Source organism: Frigoribacterium sp. 2-23 (assembly GCF_049601585.1).
In the GTDB taxonomy this organism is placed as follows: Bacteria; Actinomycetota; Actinomycetes; order Actinomycetales; family Microbacteriaceae; genus Frigoribacterium.
Genome location: NZ_CP187126.1, coordinates 2643214 through 2668377 on the forward strand (window position 1 = coordinate 2643214; position 25164 = coordinate 2668377).

At 71.2% G+C, this 25164-nt stretch carries 19 protein-coding genes; 6 read left to right on the plus strand and 13 right to left on the minus strand.

Annotated features, from left to right (window positions below):
* Window positions 1-69 precede the first annotated feature (69 nt).
* Window positions 70-969, minus strand: a complete 900-nt coding sequence (locus ACPEEZ_RS12545; RefSeq protein ID WP_423924276.1) for a sugar-binding transcriptional regulator — start codon at window positions 967-969, stop codon at window positions 70-72.
* Window positions 970-1157: 188 nt separating this feature from the next.
* Here ACPEEZ_RS12545 and ACPEEZ_RS12550 point away from each other — a divergent pair, with 188 nt between their 5' ends.
* A complete protein-coding gene (locus tag ACPEEZ_RS12550; protein ID WP_423919559.1) occupies window positions 1158-2930 on the plus strand; it encodes an FAD-dependent oxidoreductase in 1773 nt (590 codons plus the stop codon).
* A gap of 118 nt (window positions 2931-3048) precedes the next feature.
* Here the strand turns inward: ACPEEZ_RS12550 and araA are convergent, their stop codons facing one another.
* From araA to ACPEEZ_RS12570, 4 genes are all read right to left on the minus strand, one after another.
* On the minus strand, window positions 3049-4557 hold the full coding sequence (gene araA, locus ACPEEZ_RS12555; RefSeq protein WP_423919561.1) for an L-arabinose isomerase: 1509 nt from the start codon (window positions 4555-4557) through the stop codon (window positions 3049-3051).
* An 88-nt stretch (window positions 4558-4645) separates the two neighbouring features.
* Window positions 4646-5419 (minus strand): L-ribulose-5-phosphate 4-epimerase, encoded by a 774-nt coding sequence (locus ACPEEZ_RS12560; protein ID WP_423919564.1) that lies wholly within the window; start codon window positions 5417-5419, stop codon window positions 4646-4648.
* On the minus strand, window positions 5416-7212 hold the full coding sequence (gene araB, locus ACPEEZ_RS12565; RefSeq protein WP_423919567.1) for a ribulokinase: 1797 nt from the start codon (window positions 7210-7212) through the stop codon (window positions 5416-5418). Before araB ends, ACPEEZ_RS12560 begins: the two co-directional genes overlap by 4 nt.
* A gap of 144 nt (window positions 7213-7356) precedes the next feature.
* Complete coding sequence (locus tag ACPEEZ_RS12570; RefSeq protein ID WP_423919570.1) at window positions 7357-8376, minus strand: substrate-binding domain-containing protein; 1020 nt, start codon at window positions 8374-8376, stop codon at window positions 7357-7359.
* Window positions 8377-8540: 164 nt separating this feature from the next.
* Between ACPEEZ_RS12570 and ACPEEZ_RS12575 the strand changes: the two genes are divergently transcribed.
* The gene (locus tag ACPEEZ_RS12575; protein ID WP_423919573.1) at window positions 8541-9494 is read left to right on the plus strand and encodes a hypothetical protein; all 954 of its coding nucleotides are present in this window, start codon (window positions 8541-8543) and stop codon (window positions 9492-9494) included.
* Here ACPEEZ_RS12575 and ACPEEZ_RS12580 read toward each other — a convergent pair.
* The 7 genes from ACPEEZ_RS12580 to ACPEEZ_RS12610 all read right to left on the minus strand — a co-directional run bounded on the left by ACPEEZ_RS12580 (window position 9465) and on the right by ACPEEZ_RS12610 (window position 20093).
* Entirely contained in the window at window positions 9465-10298 is an 834-nt protein-coding gene (locus ACPEEZ_RS12580; RefSeq protein WP_423919576.1) for a hypothetical protein, read from the minus strand. The two genes, ACPEEZ_RS12575 and ACPEEZ_RS12580, sit on opposite strands and share 30 nt — an antisense overlap.
* Window positions 10299-10400: 102 nt before the next feature.
* Window positions 10401-11441 (minus strand): hypothetical protein, encoded by a 1041-nt coding sequence (locus tag ACPEEZ_RS12585; protein WP_423919578.1) that lies wholly within the window; start codon window positions 11439-11441, stop codon window positions 10401-10403.
* A gap of 25 nt (window positions 11442-11466) precedes the next feature.
* Window positions 11467-12678: a zinc-dependent alcohol dehydrogenase family protein gene (locus ACPEEZ_RS12590; protein WP_423919581.1), complete on the minus strand. Its 1212-nt coding sequence runs from the start codon at window positions 12676-12678 to the stop codon at window positions 11467-11469.
* 1 nt (window position 12679) lies between these two features.
* The gene (locus ACPEEZ_RS12595) at window positions 12680-13729 is read right to left on the minus strand and encodes an ABC transporter permease (protein ID WP_423919584.1); all 1050 of its coding nucleotides are present in this window, start codon (window positions 13727-13729) and stop codon (window positions 12680-12682) included.
* Between the two features lie 10 nt (window positions 13730-13739).
* Window positions 13740-15284: a sugar ABC transporter ATP-binding protein gene (locus tag ACPEEZ_RS12600; RefSeq protein WP_423919587.1), complete on the minus strand. Its 1545-nt coding sequence runs from the start codon at window positions 15282-15284 to the stop codon at window positions 13740-13742.
* Between the two features lie 133 nt (window positions 15285-15417).
* A complete protein-coding gene (locus ACPEEZ_RS12605; protein WP_423919590.1) occupies window positions 15418-16431 on the minus strand; it encodes a substrate-binding domain-containing protein in 1014 nt (337 codons plus the stop codon).
* Between the two features lie 164 nt (window positions 16432-16595).
* Complete coding sequence (locus ACPEEZ_RS12610; protein ID WP_423919593.1) at window positions 16596-20093, minus strand: DUF5107 domain-containing protein; 3498 nt, start codon at window positions 20091-20093, stop codon at window positions 16596-16598.
* 92 nt (window positions 20094-20185) lie between these two features.
* On the opposite strand from ACPEEZ_RS12610, the gene ACPEEZ_RS12615 reads away from it, so the two are divergent.
* The 4 genes from ACPEEZ_RS12615 (at window position 20186) to ACPEEZ_RS12630 (ending at window position 24365) form a co-directional block, all read left to right on the plus strand.
* On the plus strand, window positions 20186-21052 hold the full coding sequence (locus ACPEEZ_RS12615) for a helix-turn-helix domain-containing protein (protein WP_423919595.1): 867 nt from the start codon (window positions 20186-20188) through the stop codon (window positions 21050-21052).
* A gap of 167 nt (window positions 21053-21219) precedes the next feature.
* Window positions 21220-21990, plus strand: coding sequence for an alpha/beta fold hydrolase (locus tag ACPEEZ_RS12620; protein WP_423919598.1), 771 nt, complete (start codon window positions 21220-21222; stop codon window positions 21988-21990).
* 100 nt (window positions 21991-22090) lie between these two features.
* The gene (locus tag ACPEEZ_RS12625) at window positions 22091-22540 is read left to right on the plus strand and encodes a hypothetical protein (RefSeq protein ID WP_423919600.1); all 450 of its coding nucleotides are present in this window, start codon (window positions 22091-22093) and stop codon (window positions 22538-22540) included.
* 184 nt (window positions 22541-22724) lie between these two features.
* On the plus strand, window positions 22725-24365 hold the full coding sequence (locus ACPEEZ_RS12630) for an LCP family protein (protein ID WP_423919603.1): 1641 nt from the start codon (window positions 22725-22727) through the stop codon (window positions 24363-24365).
* On the opposite strand, the gene ACPEEZ_RS12635 is transcribed toward ACPEEZ_RS12630, so the two are convergent.
* Window positions 24338-24979: a DedA family protein gene (locus ACPEEZ_RS12635; RefSeq protein ID WP_423919606.1), complete on the minus strand. Its 642-nt coding sequence runs from the start codon at window positions 24977-24979 to the stop codon at window positions 24338-24340. The genes ACPEEZ_RS12630 and ACPEEZ_RS12635 overlap by 28 nt on opposite strands.
* Window positions 24980-25164 lie beyond the last annotated feature (185 nt).

Sequence of the window (25164 nt, forward strand, 5' to 3'; positions counted from 1 at the left end):
GGCCGTCGGCCGTCACGCCGCGAGCGGCGCGCGTGCCGCAGACTCACGCCGCACGCGGTGCCCGCGCCGTCACGCCGCAAGCAGCGCCCGCGCCGTCCCCTCGTCCAGGATGAGATCCGTCACCAACCCGGCCGCGAGCGCGCCCCGCAGGCTGTGCACCTTCGAGGGGCCGGCCACCACGCAGAGTCGTCGGGGCACCCGACGGATGGTCGCGAGATCGGGCCCGGACGCCCGCGCGTTCAGCGGGATGTCCTCGGACGACCCGTCCTCCCTGAAGAACACCGTCGAGACGTCACCGACGACGCCGTCCGCATCCAGCGCCTCCTGATCGCTCCGCTCGAGGTATCCGCCCGAATACACGTGACTGGGCACCAGGGCGAGCGGCGACCCGATGCCGAAGATGACGAGGTCCATCGCGAGCTGCAGGTCGAGCACGCGCGCGGTGCTGCGCTCGCGCCAGAGAGCCTGTTTCGTCGCCGGATCGTCGAAGAACGCCGGCACCGGGAACTGCTGCACGAGCGCCCCGTACGCGTGACCGAACCGCCGCAGGATCTCGCTCGCGTACTCGATGCCCGTCGTACGGGTGTTGCCCGCTCCGTTCAACTGCACGACGACCGTGTTGTGCGTCCGCTTCGGCACGAGGTACCGACTGACGGCACTGATCGTCGACCCCCACGCCACGCCGACGACCGTGTTCGAGTCGACGTAACCGGTGAGAGTTCGTGCAGCCGTGAGCGCGACCCGGTCGAGGCGGTCGACGTCGCTCGTCTGGTCGGGGACGGGCACGACGTGGGCGAGCACTCCGTATCTCTGGTGCAACGCCTCCCCCACGGCCGTCGCCTGGTCGAGCGGCGACTTGATCTGGATGTCGACGAGCCCCGTGTCCCGGGCGAATTTCAGGAGGCGCGAGACGGACGAGCGGGACGTCGTGAGTTCTCGGGCGATCGCCTCCATCGTGAGGTCCTGCATGTAATACAGGTGAGCGGCGCGCAGCGCCTCCTGGGTACGGTCGCTGGGGACGGGATCGGTCACGATGCCTCCGTGCACGTCTGTGCAGATCTGTTGACCACATCGTGCGACGGGTCAAGACTCAATGTACCGGCGAGAGCAGCCGGTACCCGAACGATCTCCACCCGCGACTGCGAAAGAAGCTCCCCGTGACCACGTCGAAGAAGACAGACAAGCTGCGCGACAACGTGCAGCGCATCACCGACCGTCCCAGCGCGAAGGTGCTGATCGTCGGTGGCGGCATCAATGGCATCGCGACCTTCCGCGACCTCGCCCTGCAGGGCGTCGACGTCGTGCTCGTCGAGCGGAACGACTACGCATCCGGCGCCTCCGCGGCGTCGTCCCACATGATCCACGGCGGCATCCGCTATCTCGAGAACGGCGAGTTCCGCCTGGTCCGCGAGAGCGTCGAAGAGCGCAACGGCCTGATCAAGATCGCGCCGCACTACGTGAAGCCGCTGCAGACGACGATGCCGATCTTCTCCACCTTCTCGGGCCTCCTGAACGCCCCGCTGCGCATGCTGACCCACAAGCAGCGCAGCACGAAAGAGCGCGGCGCCGTCCTGATCAAGGTCGGCATGACCCTGTACGACTCGTTCTCGCGCGACGGCGGCACCGTGCCCCGTCACAAGTTCCGCACCCGCAAGGCGGCGCTGGCCGACATGCCCGCGCTGAACAAGAACCTGAAGTACACCGGTACGTACTACGACGCGTCCGTGCACGAGCCCGAGCGTCTCGCGCTCGACGTGCTGAAGGACGGCCTCGCCGCCGGCGACCACGCCCGCAGCGCGAACTACGTCGAGGCGATCGGCACCCGCGACGGCGGCGTGCTGCTGCGGGACGTCGTGACCGGCACCGAGTTCGTCGTCACGGCCGACGTCGTGATCAACGCCTCCGGGCCGTGGACGGACCTGACGAACCAGTTCCTCGGAGCCGGCACCCAGTACATGGGCGGCACCAAGGGCTCGCACATCGTCGTCGACAGCCCCGAGCTGCTCGAGGCCACGAACGGCCGCGAGATCTTCTTCGAGAACAACGACGGCCGCATCGTCCTGATCTACCCGCTCAAGGGTCGCGTGCTCATCGGAACGACCGACCTCGAGGCAGACATGAACGAGCCCGCGGTCTGCACCGAGGAAGAGGTCGACTACTTCTTCGACCTGGTGAAGCACGTCTACCCCGACATCGCGCTCGACCGCGGCCACATCGTCTACCGCTACTCGGGCGTCCGTCCGCTGCCGAAGCACGACGACCTCGCGGCCGGCTTCGTGTCGCGCGACTACCGCATCGTCGAGACCGAGGTCCCTGCGTTGCCGACGTCGAAGGTGCTCAGCCTCGTCGGAGGCAAGTGGACGACCTTCCGTGCCCTGTCGGCGCACCTGTCGACCGAGGCCACCACGCGGCTCGGCGTCGCGCGCACCGTCGACACGGCCGGCATGGCCATCGGCGGCGGCAAGGGCTTCCCGACGACGCCGTCCGCCCGCACGACCTGGGTCGCGGCCCACGCCGACGGACTGGACAGCGACACCGTCGACCGCCTGCTGACCCGCTACGGCACCCGCGCCGAGAGCGTCATCGAGACGCTCCTCGACCAGCCGTCCGAGCCGCTGCACAGCGACCGCGAGCTGACGAGCGCCGAGATCGCCTACTTCGCCGACCACGAGGACGCCGTCCACCTCGAGGACGTCGTCCTGCGCCGCACGAACCTGGCGTTCGTCGGTGGCGTCACCATCGAGCTGCTCACCGAGATCGCCGAGCACCTCGGGGCGGCACTCGGCTGGACGAGCGACGAGCGCGACGCCGAGGTCGAAAGCACCATCGAGGTGCTCCGCACGGCTCACGGCGTCGAGGTCGCGTCCCAGCACGTGCCGGCATCCTCGCCGGTGACCGCCTCGGCTCCGGCGGCGACCCCGGCTTCGTAGCCCGCGCCTCCTCGGCTCTTCACGAGCGACGCCCCCGGCCCCTGATGCAGATCAGGAGCCGGGGGCGTCGGTCGTTCAGGACGCGCGGGCGTCGGTCGCTCAGGAGGCGCGGCGTCGGTCAGAGACCGAGGCGGTACGACGCGTCGTTCCAGCGGATCTCGTTGCGGAACTCGCGGATGCGCGTGTCCTCGTCGATGAGCAGGAACTCGGTGCCGACCATGCGGGCCAGGTCCTCGAAGGCGTCGGCGCCGACGGCCGTCGACATGACGGTGTGGTGCGCGGCCCCGGCGGTCAGCCAGGCCTCGGCCGAGATCGCGAACGAGGGGCGGGGCTCCCAGACGGCGCGGCCGACCGGCAGCTTCGGCAGGGCCTCGTCGGGCTCGACGACGTCGACGACGTTGGCCGTGAGCCGGAAGCGGTCGCGCACGTCGGCCAGGGCGACCACGACGGCCGGGCCCGGGTCGGCCGTGAAGACGAGACGGACGGGGTCGGCCTTGCCGCCGATGCCGAGCGCGTGCACCTCGAGGGTCGGGCGCGCACTCGTCAGGCTCGGGCTCACCTCGAGCATGTGCGCACCGAGGATCTTCTCCTGCCCCGGCACCAGGTGGTACGTGTAGTCCTCCATCAAGGAGGCGCCACCCGGCAGACCAGCGCCCATCACGTTCGCCGCGCGCACGAGCACCGCCGTCTTCCAGTCGCCCTCCGCGCCGAAGCCGTATCCCTCGGCCATCAGGCGCTGGACGGCGAGACCGGGGAGCTGCTTCAACGAGCCCAGGTCCTCGAACGTCGTGGTGAACGCGCCGAAGCCGCCCTCCTCCAGGAACGAGCGCAGCCCGATCTCGATGGCCGCCCCGTCGCGGAGCGACTGCCTCCGTTCGCCGCCCGCCTGCAACTCAGGTGCGACGTCGTAGAGCTCGTCGTACTCGGCGACCAGGTCGTCGATCTGCTGCTCGGTGGCCGCGTCGACCGCCGCGGCGAGTTCGTTGACTCCCCAGGTGTTCACCTGCACGCCGAACGCCAGCTCGGCCTCGGTCTTGTCGCCCTCGGTGACGCCGACGAAGCGCATGTTGTCGCCGAAGCGCGCCAGCTTCAGCGACCGCAGGGCTGCGGCCCCGGCCGCCGCGCGCATCCACGTCGACACCTGGGCCTGCACGCGCGGGTCGCTGACATGGCCGACGACCGTCTTGCGGGCGACGCCGAGTCGGGTCTGCATGTAGCCGAACTCGCGGTCGCCGTGTGCGGCCTGGTTCAGGTTCATGAAGTCCATGTCGATGTCCGACCACGGCAGCGCGACGTTCGCCTGGGTGTGCAGGTGCAGGAGCGGCTTGCGCAGGGCGTCGAGGCCGCCGATCCACATCTTGGAGGGGCTGAACGTGTGCATCCAGGCCGTGACGCCGATCACGCTGTCGTCGGCATTGGCCTCGAGCATGGTGCGGCGGATCGAGTCGGGCGTCGTGAGGACGGGCTTCCAGACCAGGCGCACGGGCAGACCGGCGGCGCGGAGCTCGTCGGCGAGGGCCGTCGACTGGTCGGCGACCTGACGAAGCGTCTCGTCGCCGTAGAGCGACTGGCTGCCGGTGAGGAACCAGACCTCGTAGGAGTCGAGGGAGGTGTCGAGCTGTGTCACGGGGTTCTCCTGAATTCGTGGTGGCACCGGGCGCTGCGTTGCGCGGGCCGAGCGGGGGGTGAGGTGAGGTGGTGGACGCGCGGGGCGATCAGGACGCGGCCGGTTCGGGTTTCTGGCCGTAGACGTTCTGATAGCGGTCGAACAGGGCGTCGATGCTCTCGGCGGGGATCGGCAACGGTTCGCCGAGTTGGCGGCTCAGGTGTACGGTGCGCGCGACGTCCTCGGTCATGACCGCGGCCTTCACGGCGTCCTTCGCATCCGACCCGATCGTGAACACGCCGTGGTTCTGCATCAGCACCGCGCGGCTGCGGTGCCCCTCGAGGGTGGCGACGATGCCGCGGCCGATCGAGTCGTCACCGATGATGGCGAACGGACCGACGGGGATGTCGCCGCCGAACTCGTCGGCCATCGCCGTGATCACGCACGGGATCGCCTCACCGCGCGCGGCCCAGGCCGTTGCATAGGTCGAGTGGGTGTGCACGACACCGCCGACCGCCGGCATGTTCCGGTAGACGTAGGCGTGCGCGGCCGTGTCGCTCGACGGGCTGCGCTCGGCACCCGGGGTGCCCGCGACGACGTTGCCGTCGAGATCGCAGAGGATCTGGTTCTCAGGAGCGAGATCGTCGTACGACACCCCGCTCGGCTTGATCACGAACAGGTCGGCACCGGGGACCCGGCCCGAGACGTTGCCGCCCGTCCAGACGACGAGACCGTAGCGGACCAGCTCGGCGTGCAGGCGGGCGACATCGGCGCGCGTTGCGTCGATGGCGGCCTGCGTCGCGGCGTCGAACTCAGGAGCGCCGGGTGCGGGAGTGTCGGCGGCGCCCGGCGCGCCGGCGGTGGGCATGTCGGCGGGGGTCATGCGCCGACCGCCGTCTGCTCGACGTCGTCGCTGCCGGCGCTGTCGTTGTCCTGAGCAACCGACGGCGCGGCCGCGGCCGTCGCCGACCGCATCGACTCCAGGGCGTCACGGCGGAGTGCGCGCAGGCGGTGCATGACGTCGTTCCCGCCGCGGCCGAACCAGTCGTGCAGGAGCAGGTACTCGGCGTAGAGCGCGTCGTACGCGTCGGCCCTCGCGGCATCAGGCACGTACACGGAACGCTCGACGCGGCCCATCGCCTCCCCCGCCTCCTTGACGTCCTCGTAGACGCCGGCGGCGACGGCCGCGTGGATGGCCGAGCCGAGGGCCGGGCCCTGCTCGCTCGTGATGATCGAGATCGGCATGCGCAGGACGTCGCTGTAGGTCTGCATCAGGAACCGGTTCTTCAGGAGACCGCCCGCCGCGATGAACTCCGTGACGGGAACGCCCGACTCCGTGAACGCCTGCACGATGCGGCGCGTGCCGAAGGCCGTGGCCTCGAGCAGTGCGCGGTAGCCGTCCTCAGGACGGGTGGCCAGCGTCTGCCCGACGATGACACCGCTCAGCTCGTGGTCGACGAGCACCGAGCGGTTGCCGCTGTGCCAGTCGAGCGCGATCAGGCCGTGGGCACCGACCGGGTGCTCGGCCGCCAGGTCGGTGAGGTACTGGTGCACGCTCGTGCCGGCGGCCTCGGCAGCCTCGACGGACGCCTGCGGCACCTGGTTCGCGACGTACCAGGCGAAGATGTCGCCCACTCCTGACTGTCCGGCCTCGTAGCCGTAGAGTCCGGCGACGATGCCGCCGTCGACGACGCCGCACATACCCGGGACGTCGGCCAGGCGGTCGCCGTTCATGACGTGGCAGGTGCTCGTGCCCATGATGGCCACCATCTGGCCGGGCTCGGTCGCCTTGGCCGCCGGAGCCGTGACGTGCGCGTCGACGTTGCCGACCGCCACGGCGATGCCCTCGGGCAGGCCGGTCCACGCCGCCGCCTCGGCGGTCAGGCCGCCGGCCCGGTCGCCCAGCTCGCCGATCTCGTGCGCGACCTTCGTGTCGGCGAAGTCGGCAAAGTCGGGGTTGAGCGCGGCGAGGAATTCGCGGCTCGGGTACACGCCGTCCTGCAGGATGCCCTTGTAGCCCGCGGTGCAGGCGTTCCTGACGTACCGACCAGAGAGCTGCCAGACGATCCAGTCGGCGGCCTCGACCCAGTGCTCGGTCGCGGCGTACACCTCAGGAGCCTCCTCGAGCAGCTGGAGCCCCTTCGCGAACTCCCACTCGCTCGAGATCAGCCCGCCGTAGCGCGACAGCCACGGCTCGTCCCGCTCGGCCGCGATGCGGTTGATCCGGTCGGCCTGACCCTGCGCCGCGTGGTGACGCCAGAGCTTGACGTAGGCGTGCGGGTTGGTCTGGAACTCAGGCAGCTCGCTGAGCGGGGTCCCGTCCGCCGTCGTGGGCAGGATCGTGCACGCGGTGAAGTCCGTGGCGATGCCGACGACCGACGCGGGGTCGACGCCCGACGCTCGCAGCGCCTCCGGGACGGCCCGGCGCAGCACGTCGACGTAGTCGGACGGCACCTGCAGGGCCCAGTCGGCGGGCAGTCGCTCGCCGGTGCCGGGCAGCACGTCGCTGACGACGGCATGCGTGTACTCGTGCACGGCCGAGGCGAGCTCGGCGCCATCGCGGGTGCGCACGACGACCGCGCGGCCGGACAGGGTGCCGAAGTCGACGCCGATCGTGTAGGTGTCGGCGCCCTCGGTGGGTTCTCCTGAGGAGCCGACGGGAGGGGTGGGAGCCATGAGGACGTCCTTGTCTCGTGGTGCTTTCGCAACGCTGGGTGAGCGCTCACATCGTGGCATGTGAGCGCTCACTTTGGCAAGACGGAGGCCCCGAGGAGGCGCGGGTCGGCTCCCCGACACCGCCGCCGGATCAGGCGGGTCGCGTCACACTCGCGGCGGTGCGGTCGAGCCGCGGACGACCAGCTCGGGCACCGTCGGCACGGCGGTTCCGGCGCCACCGGCGACGACGTCCTCGATCACGGCCATGATGCGCCGGCCGAGCTCCTCGAAGTCCTGACGAACCGTCGTCAGCGGCGGGATGAAGTAGGCCGCCTCGGGCAGGTCGTCGAAGCCGACCACGCTGACGTCGCCGGGAACGGCCACGCCGGCATCCGAGAACGCGTGCAGCACTCCGAGGGCCATCTGGTCGTTGGCGCAGAACACGGCCGTGATCTCTCCCGACCTGGCGCGGTCGACGAGCGCGTTCCCGGCCCGGTAGCCCGACTCGGGCGTCCAGTCCCCTGAACCGCCGTCGGGCATCGCCAGGCCGAGTCGTTCGCAGGCCTCGCGCCAGCCGCGCTCGCGCTCACGGCCGTCGTGCCACGAGGTCGGGCCGGCGACATGCGCGACGCCGCGGTGCCCGAGCGCTGCCAGGTGTTCCACGGCGAGGGCGGCCCCGGCTGCCTGATCGATCGACACCGCGTGCGAGCCGGCGTTGTCGGCACCGTCGGCGGTGATCACCGGGACGGGGGCCTGCAGGTCGTGCGCGGCGGCGATCGACTCCGTGTCGGGGGCGATGAGGACGATGGCCGCGACGTCCTGACCGAGCAACGCCTCGATGGCGTCGCGCATCGACTCCACCCTCGACGGGCCGCCCGTGTCGACGGATGCGGCCAGGGTCGCCATCGAGACCTGGAACCCGGCCGACCTCGCGGCCCCGTTGAACCCGTGCATGATGCTCGACGGGCCGTAGAACGGGAAGCCCACACCCACCAACCCGATCGACTTCGCTCGACGACTGGCCAGCGCCCGCGCCGCCGCGCTCGGGCGGTAGCGGAGTTTCAGGATCGCGGCGTCGACGCGCTCCCGGGTCGCGGGACGCACCGTCGGGTCGCCGTTGACGACGCGGGAGACGGTTTGGTGCGAGACGCCCGCCTCGGACGCGACGTCGAAGATCGTGGCCACGCGATGATCCTAGAGCCGGGACGGCCCGCGACGAGCGCCGGGGTCGACACCGCGCCTCCTGCGTTGCCGACGCGGGGCGAGCCCGGGCACCGGCTCGCTGCCGCGGCCCCGCGCGCACCCTGTAGTAGCGTCGCGGACAGGCTCGACGAGGGGACGACGATCACGTGAGACGACATCTGCCCTGGTTGATCCCGCTCGTGAGCATCCCCGTCGTGTATCTCGTGATCGGCCTGATCGTCGCGGCCATCGCCGGGACGGCCGGGTTCGACGAGAGCCTCGGTCTCGGCCTGCTGAACATCGGGCTGCTCCTGGTCGGCTTCGCTGCCATCGTGGTCGCGATCGTGCTGACGATTCGTAACGCGCGTCGGGTGTTCAGGGCATGGCGCAACCGGAACGGCCACTACTCGAAGCCCGAGGCCGCCGTGCTGCACTCGCACCTGCAGAGCCGACAGGGCTGGGCCGAGGCGCAGCGGTTGCGCGGCGCCCTGCTGCGCCGCGAGGTCCCGACGACGATCACGGTGTGGGACATCGTGCCGAACTCAGGCGAGGTCTTCTTCTACGACGTCGACGCGGACTACGAGCGCTACTACGGGCAGGACGTGACCTACTCGACCGGGGGTGGGCTCTTCATCGGGCACCCGGCGTTCGTGCTGGCGGGGGTCGTCGGCTCGGCGATCGGCAACGCCGCCCGCCGCAACGCGGCCGCTGCCCAGGCCGCGGAGCAGTGGCGCGAGCGCGGGCACGTCCGCCTGATCATCTCGAACCGACGCTTGATCTGCCTGGTGCGCGGCCAGTGGCTGAGCTTCTACTACGACGCGGTGACGGCCGTCTACCCCGAGGTGAACCAGTGGACGCTCGTCTGCCAGTTCGGCGGCGGCGTCGCACCGTTGCGACTTCAGGGCGTCAACGCGCCACTGGCGGCACTGCTCACGATCTTCGGCACGCACGGCCTCGACGCCGTCGGAGCCCACCCGAGCCTGCAGGCGCTCGGGGGTGGCGGGACGGACCGCGGCACGGGGGCGGGCGGCACCGGGCACGGAGGCGCCGGCCCAGGACCAGGCGGCGCCGCGACGAGCGGAGGCCCGGCGTTAGATCAGGACGCTGGGCCGTTCGCCTGACGCGAGCACGTCCGGAGCCAGGGCGCCGAGCCGCTCGGCGATGTCCCGTCGCGCCGAGGCCCCGTGCGTCAGGATGGCGTCCAGTTCGTCGGGTCGCAGGGCCGCACAGCCGATGAGGCGGACGAGCGCCTGACTGCCGCCGACGGGGGCGGGGACGGGGACGGCCGCCGGGACGCTCGCGAGCGACAGGCCGATCAGGATGCCGATGCTCCCGTCCGCGTCGAGCCAGCCGTTGGGTGCTCCGGAACCGGGCAGTCCGAGCGAGACGGCGCCGTAGCGATCGAGCTCGGCCCCGAGATCGAGCCCGGCCGCCGCGATGTTCTGGGCGGTCTGGTAGATCGCGTCGAACTGCCACAGGTCACGCAGGCCGGCGACGGCGGTGGTCTGGAACACGTCCGCCGCGAGAAAGAGCTCGACGCCGAGACCCGTGTCTCGACCTGAGTCGTCGTCGAACGGATCGGCGAGACCGTCCGACGTGACGATGCCGTACCCGGCCGCGGTCTCGATCCGCCGAAACGACTGCCGGAGCCCCGGCCAGCGCGGTCCGCCCAGAAACGCCGGGTTGATGATCGGAGCGACGACGTACGGATCCACGGTACCGACGGACGCCCACGCCGCGTCACGGGCGGCACAGACGCGGTCGAAGGCCTCGTCCTGCGAGGTGCGGCCGGGCACCGGCTCGGGCGTCGACTCGGGTGCAGGCGGGGACACCTGCTCGGGCTCGGGACTGGGTCCCGAGGCCCGCGTCGGCTCCTCAGGCCGCCCCGCGTCGGCCTCGCGCTTCTTCTTGCCGAATCCCCACATGTCGTCGTCCCCCTCCGTCGCGGCCACCCTACGCGCGGCCGCTCCCGACGGGGCCGTCGCAGAACTCAGGAGGCGCGGGTCGGGCACGCGCGGACAGGCAGGTCAGGCGTCGCCCGGCTCCTGGACCGCCCACGCGATCGACAGGGAGGTGGACTCGCCCGGCAGCAGGGTGACGAGTGGGCCGAGCACCTCGAGCTCGACGAGGTCGGCGTCGGGGTGCAGACCCTCGAGCGCCGCGATCGGCTCAGGCGTCGGTGTCTGCAGCCAGACCTCCACGCGGGAACCGCCGTCGGGGTACTCGGCGTTCTCCTGAACGACCGACGACAGCGTCAGTCCCGGGTCGCGCCGCGTCCGGTAGGACACCGCTCCCGTCGCGGCGGGGAATCCGCGCTTGGCGACAGCCGTCCCGAGTGGCAGCCTGACCTCGCCATCCGACGACGTCGACTCGAGCCCACCCCAGTACGTGCCGAGGTCGAGCTCGGCCCGACGCCCGGCCCGCGTCGACTCTCCAGGAGACGCGGCCGCGACCGGCACGACCACCGCCGCGTCGTCGACCCGCAGCCCGGCGGCGCCTGACGTGTCGACCTGGCAGACCTCCCAGATCGACCACCGCACCGGCTCGGCCGACGTGTTCGTGAACTCGACCCGCTGAGCGAACGCGAGCCCGGCGTGCGGCACCGTGAAGGTCCTGCTGACCCGCAGACCCGACCGGGGGTCGGGTGCGCTCGTGAGGGTCACGACGGTGTCGCTCGAGACGGCGGCGCCCGAGACGGTGTCGAAAGCGCGCTCGACCGTGACGGCCCACTCCCCCGCGTCGAGCACCCCGTCGGGCGGTCCGGCCCATTCTCCGGGCCCCGACCAGCCCTGGGGAGCCGGCCAGGTCTTCGATCCGCCGAGGTTCGCCCACGTGCTCATGCCGCCGTCGCCGGCCGGCCAGTCGGCGACGGGTCGGACGGGCAGGAAATCCTCGTCAACGAGTCGCGGGTTCTTCCACAGGAGCTCGTGGCCGTCCACGGCCAGCCCGAGCAGTCGTCCGCCACGGCTCGGCGCGAACACCAGCCGAAGCCGCTCGGTCTCGACGACGACCACCGGCAGGTCGTCCGGGACCGAGGCGGCCGAGGCCCCCGACGAAGAGCCGCTCATCGACCCCGTCACGCCGCCGACCCCGTCACGCCGCCGTGCCCGCCGAGCCCGCAGACCGGGCCCCGCCTCGCGACGGAGCGCCCGCCGGCACCAGCACGACCTTGCCGGTCGCCCCGGCCGCCGCGATGCGGTACGCCTCGTCGGCGTCCGTCAGATCCAACCGGTGCGACACGACGATCTCGGGGCTGAGCCCGGCCTCGGCGATCAGGCGGGCGATGTCCTCCATCCCCTGCAACGACGTCACCCACGATGCCGTGATGGTGAGCTGCTTGTGCAGGAGGGCGTCCGACACTTCTGTCTCGAGCCGCCCACCCTCGCCCACGAGTGCGACGCGCCCCCATTCGGCCGCCGCCTCGATCGCGGTCGAGCGGCCGGGCGTCGATCCTGAGCAATCGACCGTCACCGAGCAGCCGACCCCGTCGGTCAAGTCGAGGATGTTCGCCACCGAGTCCGCATCGGCCACCACGACGTCGTCGACGAGACCCGTCGCCTTGACGAACTCGATGCGCTCGGGGCTCCGCTCGACGCCGATCACGCGTCGGGCTCCGAGCAGGCGACCGATCATGGCCGCCGCGAGCCCGACCGGGCCGAGCCCGACGACGAGCAGGTCGTCGCCGCCGTGCACGCCGGTGCGTCGCAGCCCCTCGTACGCGGTGCCGAAACCGCAGGCGATGAGCGCACCGTCCACGTACGACAGCCCGTCGAAGAGGGGGATGCAGGTCGACTCGTCCACGAGCACGTAGTCCGCGTGACCGCCGTCGCGCTGCCAGCCGTACGACGCCTTGTGCGGCTGGTCGGTGCAGCTGATGAAGAATCCCGAGCGGCAGTTGCGGCAGCGTCCGCAGCCCTGGATGTGATAGACGATCACGTCGTCGCCCACGCCGAACCGACTCACGCCCGGGCCGGCCGACACGATGCGGCCGCAGGGCTCGTGTCCCGCGATGACGCCCTTGTACGCCGGAGCACCGTCGAGACCCTTGTGCGTCTTGTAACCGTTGTAGATGAACCCGATGTCGCTGCCGCAGATGCCTGAGGCACCGACCTGCACGAGCACCTGCCCGGGCCCCGGTGTCGGGATCGCGTGTTCGCGCAGCTCGGCCGTGCCGTCGCCGGGCAGGAACACGCCCTGCATGCGGCCGGGCGCATCAGCCGAGACGGCGGGCGTTGAGATGTCAGGAGAGGCCGAGGAGGCGCGGGTCGCGCCCTCGACACCGGTGGACGTGGTGGAGGTGGTCATGTCAGGCCTCGTCATTCGACCCGCGACGGCGGGAGAGGGTCACGTTGAGCAGCACGGCGAGCACGATGATGACACCGCGCACGACACTCTGCAGGAAGGAGTCGACGCCGAGCAGCACGAGCCCGTTGCCGATGAGGGTGATGAAGATGACGCCGAGGAAGGTGCCGATCAGACTGCCGCGGCCGCCCGACATCGCCGTTCCGCCGATCACGACGGCGGCGATGACGTCGAACTCGAGTCCGTTGGCCGCTCCGGCGTTGCCCGAGCCGAGCCGAGCTGCGAGCAGCACACCGCTGACGGCGCCGAGCATGCCCATCAGGGCGAACAGGATCACGCGCACGCGGCCGACCTTGACGCCGGCGAGACGGGCTGCTCCTGCGTTGCCGCCGATGGCGAAGACCGAGCGACCGAACGGCGTCTTCTTCGCGATGAACGCGAAGATCAAGAAGGCCACGATCATGATGACCGCCGGTGTCGGCACCCCGACGATCGAGCCGGCCAGGAAGGGCATCACGGCGTCGTCCGTCGGCAGCGGCACGGGCAGCGCGTCGGTGCTGAACTGGCCGAGGCCGCGCAGCACGCTCCAGAGCCCGAGCGTCGCGATGAACGACGGCACGAGCCAGCGGGCCCGCAGCACACCGGCGAGCGCACCCCATGCGGCGCCCGCGACCAGGGTCAGCGCGATCGCGACCAACGCAGGAACTCCCCACTGCGTCATCGCCGTCGCGACGATGACGCTCGAGAGGGCGACGGCGGGTCCAGTGCTGACGTCGATCTCACCGGCGATGATGACGAGGGTCATGCCCGTCGCCGCGATGCCGATCAGGGCTGCGTCGCGCAGCAGACCGCTCTGGTTGGCGGCCGTGAAGAATCCGACCGCGTTGAAGGTCAGGTACGCGTAGAGCACGACGATCGCGACCAGCAGGCCGACGATGTTGATGAGCGTCGTGTTGCGGCGGAACGCATCGCGGAGCGCGCGTCCGGCGCTCGGCCGACCCGCGCCTCCTGAGTTCGGCGACGGGGTGGTCGTGGGATCGAGTGTGGTGGTCATCGGTCGTCCTTCAGTCGCTCGAGACCATGGAGGCCTGGAGCAGTACGGGTAGGGAGATGTCGGGGGCGGTGAACTCGTCGTGCACCTGACCGCCGCGCAACACGAGCACGCGGTCGCAGGCGAGGGGCAGCTCTTCGATCTCGCTCGAGACGAAGACGACGAGTTTTCCGGTGTCGGCGACGGCGCGCATGATCTCGTAGATCTGGGCCTTCGCCTCGACGTCGACACCGCGGGTGGGCTCGTCGAGCAGGAGGACGCGACTGTCAGCGTGCAGCCATCGTGCGATGACGGCCTTCTGCTGATTGCCGCCGCTGAGCGTCGAGATAGGTCGGGACAGGTCGTGCGCCTTGATGTGCAGCTTCTCGGCGAGGGTCTTCGTCGCCGTCGCGATCCCCTGAGAAGACAACACCCCACCGCGGCTGACTCGCGAGAAGTCGCTCATCACGATGTTCTCGTCGATGCCGAGGCCGGGGATGACGCCGCGGCCCTTGCGGTCCTCCGGGGTCATGCCGACGCCGAGCGCACGCATGCGGGCGGGCTTCGGCGTCGAGACCGTCTCGCCGCCGACCGTCACGGTGCCCGCGCCGATCGCGTCGAACCCGGCGATCGCCCGGAGCAGCTCGCTCCGCCCCGAGCCGAGCAGGCCCGCGATGCCGAGCACCTCGCCGGCCCGTCCTGAGAAGCTCACGTCGTGCAGCTTCGGTGCGACCGACAGGCCGCGCACGTCGAGCAGGACGTCGCCGAGCTCGCGCACCCGGGCGGGCGCAGCTTGCTCCTCAGGATCGGCGCCGATCATCAGCTCGATGATGTGCGCCGTGTCGCTGCCGGCGATCGAGACCGTCTCGATGACCTTGCCGTTGCGCATGATCGTCGCGGTGTCCGCGATCTGACGGATCTCGTCCATGCGGTGGCTCACGTAGAGCACCGCCACACCCTGCTCGGCGAGACGCTTCACCGTGTCGAGCACGAGGTCGACCTCGGCAGCCGCGAGGGCGCTGGTCGGCTCGTCGAGGATGAGCAGCGACGGATCGTCCTGCAGAGCCCGCGCGATCTCGACGATCTGCTGCTGCGCCAGCGTCAGGCTGCTCACCTCGGCATGCACGTCGATGTCGGCCCCGAGACGCTCGAACGTGCGTCGCGCCCTATCGGCCATGGCCTTTCCGCTGATGCCGAAGCGGCCGACCGGCCAGTGCCCCAGCGCCAGGTTCTCGGCGACGGTGACACCGGGGACGAGGCTGAGTTCCTGATAACACGTCGCGACGCCGCGGGCCTTGGCCGCCTGCACGCCTCCGGCACCGAGCGGTTCGCCGCCGAGCAGGATCTCGCCCTCGGACGGCACCTCGACGCCGGACAACAGGCGGATCAGCGTCGACTTGCCTGCGCCGTTCTGGCCGAGCAGCGCGCGGACCTCGCCCCGGTGCACGGCGAAGTCGACGTCGTCGAGGGCCGTGACGCCCGGGTAGACACGGCTGACGCCGCGGGCCTCGGCGATCGGGGCGCCGCGGTCGCGCAGCGCGACGGGCGGGGTGGAGCGGTCGGGTGTCGGCTCGGGCATGGGATCCTCCGTTGGATCGTGGTCGAGAGGGTGCGCCTCCTGCGGAGTCGACCGGACGCGAGGTCAGGACGAGACGAGGAGGCGCGGTGCCGGCAGGCGGGCGGCGGCCGGTCGACCGCCACCCGCCCGTCGATCACGGCAGCCCGTCGGCGTGGGCCGTGGTCCAGCCGGCTGCGTCGGCCTGCAGGTAGAGGTCGATCGGCGCGGCGACGATCTTGTCCTTCGGCGTCTTGCCGTCGATGGCGTCCTGGGCGGCGGCGAACGCGAGCTTGCCCGCCTCGATGCCTGAGATGTCCACGACGGCCTTGAGGACGCTGCCGTCGGCGAGCTCGGTGGCGATGTCGCTCGTCATGTCCGAACCGAACACGGCGACCTTGCCGACGAGGCCTCGGGTGTGGACGGCCTTGTACGCGCCGACGGTGGCGCCGCCCGCCTCACCGTAGAGACCGTCGAGATCGGGGTTGGCGCTGAGCATCTGCTCGGCGGTCGAGACGGCCTTGTCGACCTCGGCGCCCTCCTGGTTGGCGACGAAGGTCGTGCCGGGCAGAGCCGACGTGAGCGCCTCCTTGAATCCTTTGAAGCGCTGCTGGCAGACCTCGTACTGCTCGCAGTTGATGACGCCCATCTTGGGGGCCGTGATGCCGGCCGACGTGAAGTACTCCGCCGCCTGCTTGCCGAGGTCGCCGCCGAACTTCAGCGGGTCGCCGAGCACCCAGGCCGTGACGTACTTGTCGACGGCGTCGTCGTTGACGCAGGTGTTGTAGCAGATCACCGGCATACCGGCCTCGCTCGCCTGCTTCACGGCGGGCACGCTGCCGTCGTTCGACACCGCCGACATGATGATCGCGCTGACGCCCGACGACGTGAGCGTGTTCATGAAGGAGCTCTCCTTCGACACGTCGCCGGCGGAGGTCGACTCCAGGAAGCTGACCTTCTTCGAGGCCGAGTCCGCGCCGTCCTGCACGCCCTTCTTGACGCCTCCGTAGAAGCCCTGCGAGTCGAGGTAGAGGGCGCCGATGCGCTCCTCGCCCTTGTCGCCGCCCGCGGTGGGGATGGAACAACCGGTGAGGGCCAGGGCCACGAGCGCGGTCAGCGCCGTGGCGACGCCGAGGGCGCGCCGTCGCGTCCGGTGTCGGGTCGTTGTCATGATGCGGTTCCTTTCTCAGGGCGTCCGGCGTCGTCGCCGGACGTGATCGCCGGGGCGATCGGGTCGGTGGTGCAGGTGCAGGTGCGGGTGTTCAGGTGCGGGTGCGGGTGTTCAGATGGAGAGGTGCAGGCGAGGGAGCGGGAGGGGGCGGCGGCGGGCGACGGTCATGCCGTCTCCTGGACAGCCGACGCCGCGGTCGCGTCGCGGCCAGCGGGCGCGGCGAGTTGGCCGTGCAGCTGACGGTCGAGCTGGGCGACGACGCGGCGCAGGGTCTCGACCTCGGCATCGCGGGTGCTCTGCGGGTCGTCGACGAACAACAGCATGGTCGGCAACGACGTCGCGAAGTAATCGACCTCGCCGGGTTCGGCGGCGAGCTCGTCGACGTACGCGGAGAACGCCGCGAGACGGTCGCGTGCCGCCCCCGTCTCGCCGAGCCGCGCCAGCGCCAGGATCGATGCCGCACTCCGCTCGGTGAAGGGCTGTGTGGCCATGTTCGTGAAGTCTCCGTGGGCGTCGGCGGCCGCCTGCCACGCACGCCGCGCCTCCTCGTCGTCGCCCTGAGCAGCCGACGCGTCACCGAGCACGAGGTGCAGCTCGGCCGTCGTCGCGAGCGGGTGCCGGGCCTCGCCGAGCCCCGCGGGAGGCGCGAGCGCCGCCTCGACGGATCGCACGGCCCCAGCCGGGTCGCCCTCGTCCACCTGCCGACGCGAGAGCGCGATGCTGGCGTCGTCCCAGGCGCCGAGCACCTGACCTTCGCCACCCTCCCACGGTTGGAAACTCCGGCTGGCGATCAGGTCGAGCGCGTCGGCGGGTCGGCCGACGGCGGTGAGCAGCCGTGCCCGCACGACGGTCAGGTCGTCGCGTCGGTCGATCAGGTCGAGATCGACGTCGAGCACTCGGAGGCGCTCGGCGGCACCGACGCCCCGCCGCTCGGCGAGCTGATCGGCCTCGAAGAGCAGACGCGCATCGTGGGGCCGACGACGGCGCGCGGCCTCGTAGTGCCTGGCCGCGGCGTCCGGGTCGTGGGCGACGTTGTAGGCGGCGACGCCGAGGTTGCGTTCGACGAGGGCGGCCTGGGCGTCGTCGAGATCTCCGGAGAGCGCGTTCTGCCAGGCGGCGACGGCGTCCTCGCGACGACCGCGGTCGTAGTACCAGCTGCCGAGCATCGACGAGGCGAGACCGTCGTCCGGCGCGAGCGACAGCACGGTCAGGAGGGCGTCGATGTCGTCCAGTCGGGACGGCAGGGCATTGGTCGCATCGACGACGTGCGCCGTCGCGATCGCCCGGACGGCCTCGGCACGGCGACCGCTGCGGACCAGCAACGCGGCGCGGTGGTACGCGACCAGCGGCGCGACGTTCACCTGCCCCACGGCGCGACGGTCGAGCCGGGTCTGCGCGAGGTCGAGCACCTTGAGCGCCTCGTCCACGTAATCGGCCGACGCGTATTCGAGCGCCACGTCGAGCAGCGTGGGGGCGTCGTCGGTCACCGGAATTCCCGACAGGTGCCGTGCCCACTGGTCGAGCGGGTCGAGGGCGAGCGTCTCGGCGAGCAGGTCGTCCGCCTCGGCGGTGCGGCCCAGCGTGCGGAGGGAGAGCGCGAGCAGGTCACGGGCCTGCAGGTTGTCGGCATCGTGCCTGAGCACCAGACGCGTGCGTTCGACGGCCTCCGCCGGATCGGTGCGGCCGGCCAGGCGGGCCAGCGCGAGCGATGCGGGGGCCAGCCATGCGGCGTTCCAGGCGGCCTTCGCGAACGCGTCCCGCGCCTCCTCGGGTCGTCGCTGACGCAGGAGCGCGAGCCCCAGGTGGTACAGGGCCTCGCCGTCACTGGGGTTCGGCGCCCAGGCGAGTTGCCGCGACAGGGCGGAGCGGATCAGGTGCTCCGCACTGTCGGGTAGTCCGGCCGCGAGCCGACGTGCCGCGAGGGCGACGTTGCTGCGGATGTCGCGGGGGTCCCGTCGCAGGGCCTCGAGCCAGTACGGCTCGGGCGAACGCGTCGCGTGGCGGTACTGCTCGAGGTAGAGGCCGATCAGGTAGAGCTCCTCGATCGTCTCGACGTCGGCAGGCGCAGGAGGCGCGGTGGCGGGAGCGGGGACGCCCGCGTCGGTCGCAGGGTCGGTCGCGGTTGCGGTCGCGGTCGCGGACTCAGGCACGCCGGTCGCTGGAGCGGGACCGGGCGCAGTCGCCGTCGCCGTCGCCGTCGCGGACTCAGGCTCGGCCAGCGCCGCCGCTGCGGCAGCGCCGGTGACCGCGACCAGCGTCGTGTCGCCGTCCCGTGCCTCCACCACTACGTCCTGCAGAGCCGACCCGGCGGGAAGCGGCCGGTCGATGACGGCCGGCAGACCCGGCTCGACGTCGACGGTGTACTCGTCGAGCGTCGCGCCGTCGAGGTCGCGGACCGTGACGGTGACACGCGGGCGCACGCTGGTCACGGCGAGGCCGATGCGGATGCCGCCGCTGTCACCGTCCCCGGCACCATCCCCGCCGCCGGCACGGACGGGCTCGAGGCGGAGCGCCGCCTCGCGGGTCGCCTGATGAGCCGGCCCGATCTCGGTGATCGGGTACCAGTACTGACTGAAGGTCTTCGTCTCGCCCGGGGCGAGGTACGAGAAGTCGGGCTGGTTGTCGGTGTAGACGCCGGCCATCAGCTCGACGTACGGGCCGTCGGTGTCGGTCAGGTTCGCGTCCCAGGCGTGGCCGAACGGCGCGTCTCCCCACGTCCACTGCTTTTTGCCCGGAGAAATCGCCCGATCGGCCCAGTGCACGAATCCGGCGCGGCGCCCGTGGTCGTAGCCGCCGAAGAAGTCGTCCCGGGTGGCCATCACCATGTACGAGGTGGGCACGGGGATGTTGCGGTACCAGTCGAGCCGGTCGGCGTCCGGGTGCTCGGCGTCGACCCGAGCGGGGTAGTCGACTCCGTAGTAGTCGCCCTCCACGCGGGGGAAGGTGACGACGGCGCGCTTGGCGTGGTCGGCCACGTGCCGGACGTCGGTGGGGAAGAACGATTGGTAGTCGTCGCCGACGGCCGCGGCGACGTTGGCCCACCAGAGGAAGGTCTCGGTGCGGTCGCTCCGGTTGTAGAGCCGCACGCGCGCCTCGATCAGCGACGAGTCGGGGCGCAGGCGGATGCCGTGCATACCCTTCATGCGGGCGAACGGGTCGTGGTCGGAGCACCAGATCGTCACCGAGCCGTCGTCGGCGCGTTCGATCGAGACGTCGGTGGGCAGGAACGTCGCCGGGCGGTGGTGCTGCGGCCAGTTGAACTCGACGCCGCCGGAGATCCAGGGTCCTGCCAAGCCGACCAGCGCCGGCTTGATGACGTTGTTGCGATAGAAAATGTCGTAGTCGGCGGTCTTGTCGTACGCGATGTGGATGCGACCCCCGAGCTCGGGCAGGATCACGAGCCGCAGCCACCGGTTCTCGAGGTGGACGGCCTGCCAGGTGTGCGGCTCCTTGTCGTGCGAGATGCTCTCGTGGAAGGGCAGCGGGAAGACCCGCCCGGACGATCCCTGGTAGACGCGGCTGTCGAGGAAGGCCGGGTAGCGGTCAGGCGCGTCCGGCAGATAGCTGTCGATGACGATCGGCTCGGACCAGGCGGCGACGGGCGAATCGGCCAGATGAGCGGGCACGGGAGGGAGAGTCAGCTTCGACTCGACGGTGAGCATGCAGCAACCCTAGGCAGCACCCGGGGCCGGCGGAATCACCGATCCGATGGTCTATCTGGACAAAACGACGATCGTGCACCACTGTCGTCAGCGTGCTCATCGAAGACGGATTCCCCGGGCAGCGCATGCTCGTCATGCCCCGGCCACGCGTCACCGCAGCGCTCGCGAGGCCCGGCACGTCGCACCTCGTCGTGACCGACGCGGGCTATTTTCCCGAGGCGCGGGCCCACGGTCTCGTCCGGGCGTCCGGCGCACCCCAGAGCATCGTGATCGTCTGCACGCGCGGCCGGGGCTGGGCCGAGGTGGCGGGCACGCGGCACACGGTGTCGGCAGGTCAGGTGATCGTCATCCCGCCCGAGACACCCCATGCCTACGGCGCGGACGACGACGACCCGTGGACCCTGTGGTGGCTGCACGTCGCGGGTCGCGACCTCGAGGAGTTCCTGAAGACGGCCGGCCTCACCGCGGCAGCCCCCGTGCGCGAGCTGTCCGACGTCTACCGCGTCGTCGCGCTCGTCGAGGAGGTCGTGCAGGCAATGGAACGCGACCAGACGATCGCGAGCGTGCTCGCCGCCAGCGGGGCAGCCTGGCACCTGATGGCCCTGCTCTGCTCGGAACGCATCGCGGGCACCCCCCAGGTCTCGGCCATCGACCAGGCGCGTGACTACCTCAGGCAGCACGTCACCGAGCGGGTCTCGATCGACGAGCTGGCGCGCCTCGCCCGCCTGAGTCCGTCGCACTTCGCGGCCCTGTTCAAGCAACAGACGGGCTCGTCGCCCCTGAGGTACCAGACACACCTGCGGATGTCGCGCGCCCGCGAGCTGCTCGACGTGACGAACCTGGCCGTCTCGGTGGTCGCCGAACGCGTCGGCTACACCGACCCGTTCTACTTCTCCCGACAGTTCAAGTCCGTGCACGGCGTGACTCCGCTGCAATATCGCGGGCAGCGCAAGGGCTGAGCCGCGGGGCCGCCGGGGCCGGGGGGCCGCGGCAGGATGCGGGCCGCGGGGTGCGCGCCCGCTGCCCCGTGCCTCCTTCGTCACCGTCCGGAGGCGCGGTGTCGGACTCAGGACGGCTCGGCCCCAAGAGGGAGGCGCGTCGCGGCCGGGCGCGGCACACTCAGGACATGAACCTGTTCCGACCGGCACCCCTGCTGCACGTCGCCCGCGACGAGGGGACGGGACCGGTCGTCGTGCTACTGCACGGTGTCGCGTCGTCGTCCGTGACCTTCCAGAACGTCGTCCCCCTGATCGCCCCGCACCACCGCGTCGTCGCGATCGACCTGCTCGGCTTCGGCGACTCCCCCATGCCGCCCGGCTGCGAGTACACGATCGAGGAGCACGTCGACGCGATCGAGCGGACCCTGCGGTCGCTCCGCCTGCCCGGGCCGATCACGCTCGTCGGGCACTCGATGGGGTCGCTCATCGCCGCGCGTCTCGCGGCGAACGCCGGGCGTCGGTTCGACAGGATCGTGCTCGTCAGCCCGCCCGTCTACGTGTCGCCGGCCGAGCTCGCGAACCGCCTCGACCGGGGCGTCATGGACTTCTACCTGCGCGCCTACCGCTATGTCAGGGCCAACAAGGAGTTCACGCTGCGGCACGCGGCGGCGGTCGAGCGGTTCCTGTCGATTCCGAAGGCGATGGACGTCAACGAGCGCACGTGGGTCCCGTTCACGAAGTTGCTCGAGCACGCGATCGAGTCGCAGACGACGATCAGCGACCTCGCGGCGGCCGATGCTCCGGTCGAGGTCATCTACGGCAGCCTCGACGAGTTCCATTCGGACGGCGTCCTCAAGATCGTGTCGCGTCTCAACGGCGTGCGGGTGCACCGGGTGCTGGGCAGCGATCACCTGATCGGCCGACGGCTGGCGCGGGCGGTCGCGACCGCGATCGGCTGACCGCGCCTGACCGCGGCCGCCGGGCGCGGGCGGGGACGGCAGCCGGCGCTGCCGCGGGCGGGGTGGTGCGTCGTGTCGCGTTCGAGGCATCCTGTGGTGCATGGACAGCACAGGACGCCGCGGACGCCACACGACGGGCGCGGTCGTGGTCGCGGCGGCTATCGCGCTCGCGTCCGCAGCGCTCCTGACGAGTTGCACGCACTCGGGCGGGGTCATCGGCGAGCGCTACGACGGCGCCGGCCCGGGCACGCTCGGCCCGGACGGCTCCGGCGACACCGGCCCGACGGTGGGCTGGGTGGACGAAGGCAGCTCGTTCTTCGTGACGACGTACGGCTCGTCGAGTTGTCCTGCCGCACCGACGGGTCTCTCCGTCGACGGCGACACACTCGAGGTGACGATGACGCAGCAGGGCGGAGACGTCTGCACCGCCGACTTCGGCCCGTCGAGCTACGCGCTCGAGCTGCCCAGTCAGGTGCGCGCGGCCGACCCCCTCGCGATCCGGCTGCTGTTCGAGAACGGCGACCGCAGCGAGCTGACACTCGAGCGCTGACCCTCGAGTGCTGACGCCGAGGAGCGGCCGGGCGTCGTGTCGCGTTCGCGACATCCTGTCGCGCAGCGACACCACAGGACGCCACGAACGCGACAGGACACCGCCCACACCCCCGCCCGAAGGCGGGCCGCAATCCAGCCCCAGGGTTGAGGACTCTCCTGCAGCCCCGACCTAGGCTGCGACGGTGAGCCGTAGATCAGACGACCCCGCAGACCTGCCCACCGACAGGGCGGGTGCCCACTTCGATGTCGGGGGCGGTCCTGACGAGTCGACCGGCGCCTCCTCGACCGGCACCTCCTCGACCGGCACCCCCAAGCACGCACGGCGGCGCCGCCGCCGGGTGCTGCCGATCGTCGCCCTCGCGCTCGTCGCGGTGCTCGTCGCGGGCGGCGGTTACGTGGCCTACAGCTACCAGCGGTTCGTGAACGGCGTGACGCGGATCGATGCGATCCCGGTCCCGTCGACGTCGCCGGGAGACACGGCCTCGCCCGACGACATCGACGGCCAGGATCAGAACATCCTGCTGGTGGGCGACGACATCCGCCCGCCCGATGCGACGCCGGAGGAACTGCAATTGCTCGGCACCGAGGACGACGACGGTTCGCGCAACACGGACACGATGATCGTGCTGCACCTGCCCGCCGACGGCGCGAACGCGACCATGATCCAGTTCCCGCGGGACTCGTGGGTCGACATCCCGGGGCACGGCAAGAACAAGCTGAACGCGGCGTTCGCGTTGGGAAGTCAGGGGTCGGCCGGTGACGCGGGCGGCGCGCAGCTCCTGATCACGACGATCCAGAACCTCTCGGGTCTGACGATCGACCACTACATGCAGGTGTCGCTGTTCGGCTTCTACAAGCTCGTCGAGGCGCTCGGGCCGGTGAACGTCTGCCTCAACAACGCGGTCAACGACCACTATTCGCAGCTCGTGCTGCCGGCCGGTGTGTCCTCGCTGACGCCGTCGCAGGCCCTGTCGTTCGTCCGCCAGCGCCATGGTCTGCCGAACGGCGACCTCGATCGCCAGGTGCGTCAGCAGTACTTCCTGACGACGGAGGCGCGGCAGATCCTGTCCGCCGGCACACTGCTCAACCCGGTCAAGTCGGGCAAGGTGCTCGACGCGGTCAGCTCGTCGATGACGACCGACTCGGGCCTCGACTTCCTGGCCCTGGCCAACCAGATGAAGAACCTGCGCGCCGACGACATCCGCTCGGCCACCGTGCCGATCACGGGCACGCCGACCATCTACGTCAACGGTCGCGCCGTCTCGACGGTCGCGCTCGACGTCGCGGCGATGCCGGGGTTCATCCAGGAGCTCGTCGGGCCGCCGAAGGCCTACACCGACGCCGTGGCCGCAGCGCCCGCCGGCGTCACCGTCTCCGTGCAGAACGCCAGTGGCGTGAGCGGCGCGGCGACCACCGCGAGCGCGGCGCTCGCCTCGGCCGGTTTCACCACGACGGCACCGGGCTCGGCCACGCCCGTCTCCGCGACCGTCGTCCAGTATCCGACAGGTCAGGAGGCGCAGGCCAAGGCCGTCGTCGCCCGGGTGCCCGGGGCGATCGCCGTCGCCTCGACCACCGTGCAGAACGTCACGCTGGTGCTCGGTACGGACGGCCTGACGGTCACCGACCCCGCGGCGGCGGCGCCTCCGGCGGGTTCGGCGGACGCCGGTTCGTCAGGAGGAGCCGGCAGCCCGACCGGCGCACCCGCGGCACCGGCGCCCAGCACGGCCACGGGCACGGGCACCGGCACCGGCACCGGCACCGACGCCCCCACCCCGACACCGTCGGTCGGCACCACCTACGCCGACGGAGCCTGCATCAACTGAGCTCGGGGGGCGCGGCGTCGCCGGCGCACCTCGAGCCGGGACGCGACGGCGTCGATGACGAGCCCGAGACCGAGCGCCACGATCACCGAGACGACGACGCCGAGCGCCGGGTAGTCGTGCAGCCAGGCGCCGGCCGCTACGCCGATGAGCACCGACCACACGGCCCAGAGGCTGCCCGCGACCGCCGAGAGCAGCACGAAACGGCGCCGCGGGAAGCCGGTCGCCCCAGCGGTGATGTTGACCGCGACCCGACCGATCGGGATGAACCGAGCGGTCACGATGAAGGACGCCGCACGGCGGGAGAGCCGCGTCTCAGCGGCGGAGACGACCCCTTGCACGCGGGGTCGCCGCATCCAGGCGAAACGATCCGTGCCGAAGCGGCGCCCGAGGGAGGACGCGACGGTGTCGCCGGCGATCGCGCCGGCCGCGGTGACCAGCAGGAGGAGGGCGACGTGGGGCGTCCCGGTCGAGACGGCGAGCGCTCCCAGGGCGACGATCACCGACTCGCTCGGCATCGGCGGGAAGAACCCGTCGATCGCGACGAGCGCGAAGAGTGCGATGTAGAGCCAGGGTGATCCGGCTCCGGCCACGATCACGTCGGTGACGATGTCCACGCATGTCTCCCTAGGGTGTGAGGTCGGTGCCGGTCGCGCCGCGTTCGGTACGTCATCGACGCTACGGAGGCGCGACGCGCGTCACCACGGGGCAGACCGCTCTCTCTGGGGTGGGGCTAACCCCCGGTCCGCCTGAGTCGCCTGAGTTGCCGACCGCCCGCGCCCACCGCCCCGCACCTGCGCGT

Coding starts and splice junctions, on each gene's coding strand:
- ACPEEZ_RS12595 (WP_423919584.1), bottom strand. CDS start 13,729: ATGACCACCACACTCGATCCCACGACCACCCCGTCGCCGAACTCAGGA.
- ACPEEZ_RS12560 (WP_423919564.1), bottom strand. CDS start 5,419: ATGACCCCCGCCGACATGCCCACCGCCGGCGCGCCGGGCGCCGCCGAC.
- ACPEEZ_RS12610 (WP_423919593.1), bottom strand. CDS start 20,093: ATGCTCACCGTCGAGTCGAAGCTGACTCTCCCTCCCGTGCCCGCTCAT.
- ACPEEZ_RS12625 (WP_423919600.1), top strand. CDS start 22,091: ATGGACAGCACAGGACGCCGCGGACGCCACACGACGGGCGCGGTCGTG.
- ACPEEZ_RS12580 (WP_423919576.1), bottom strand. CDS start 10,298: ATGTGGGGATTCGGCAAGAAGAAGCGCGAGGCCGACGCGGGGCGGCCT.
- ACPEEZ_RS12620 (WP_423919598.1), top strand. CDS start 21,220: ATGAACCTGTTCCGACCGGCACCCCTGCTGCACGTCGCCCGCGACGAG.
- ACPEEZ_RS12590 (WP_423919581.1), bottom strand. CDS start 12,678: ATGACCACCTCCACCACGTCCACCGGTGTCGAGGGCGCGACCCGCGCC.
- ACPEEZ_RS12545 (WP_423924276.1), bottom strand. CDS start 969: ATGCAGGACCTCACGATGGAGGCGATCGCCCGAGAACTCACGACGTCC.
- ACPEEZ_RS12585 (WP_423919578.1), bottom strand. CDS start 11,441: ATGAGCGGCTCTTCGTCGGGGGCCTCGGCCGCCTCGGTCCCGGACGAC.
- ACPEEZ_RS12605 (WP_423919590.1), bottom strand. CDS start 16,431: ATGACAACGACCCGACACCGGACGCGACGGCGCGCCCTCGGCGTCGCC.
- araB (WP_423919567.1), bottom strand. CDS start 7,212: ATGGCTCCCACCCCTCCCGTCGGCTCCTCAGGAGAACCCACCGAGGGC.
- ACPEEZ_RS12600 (WP_423919587.1), bottom strand. CDS start 15,284: ATGCCCGAGCCGACACCCGACCGCTCCACCCCGCCCGTCGCGCTGCGC.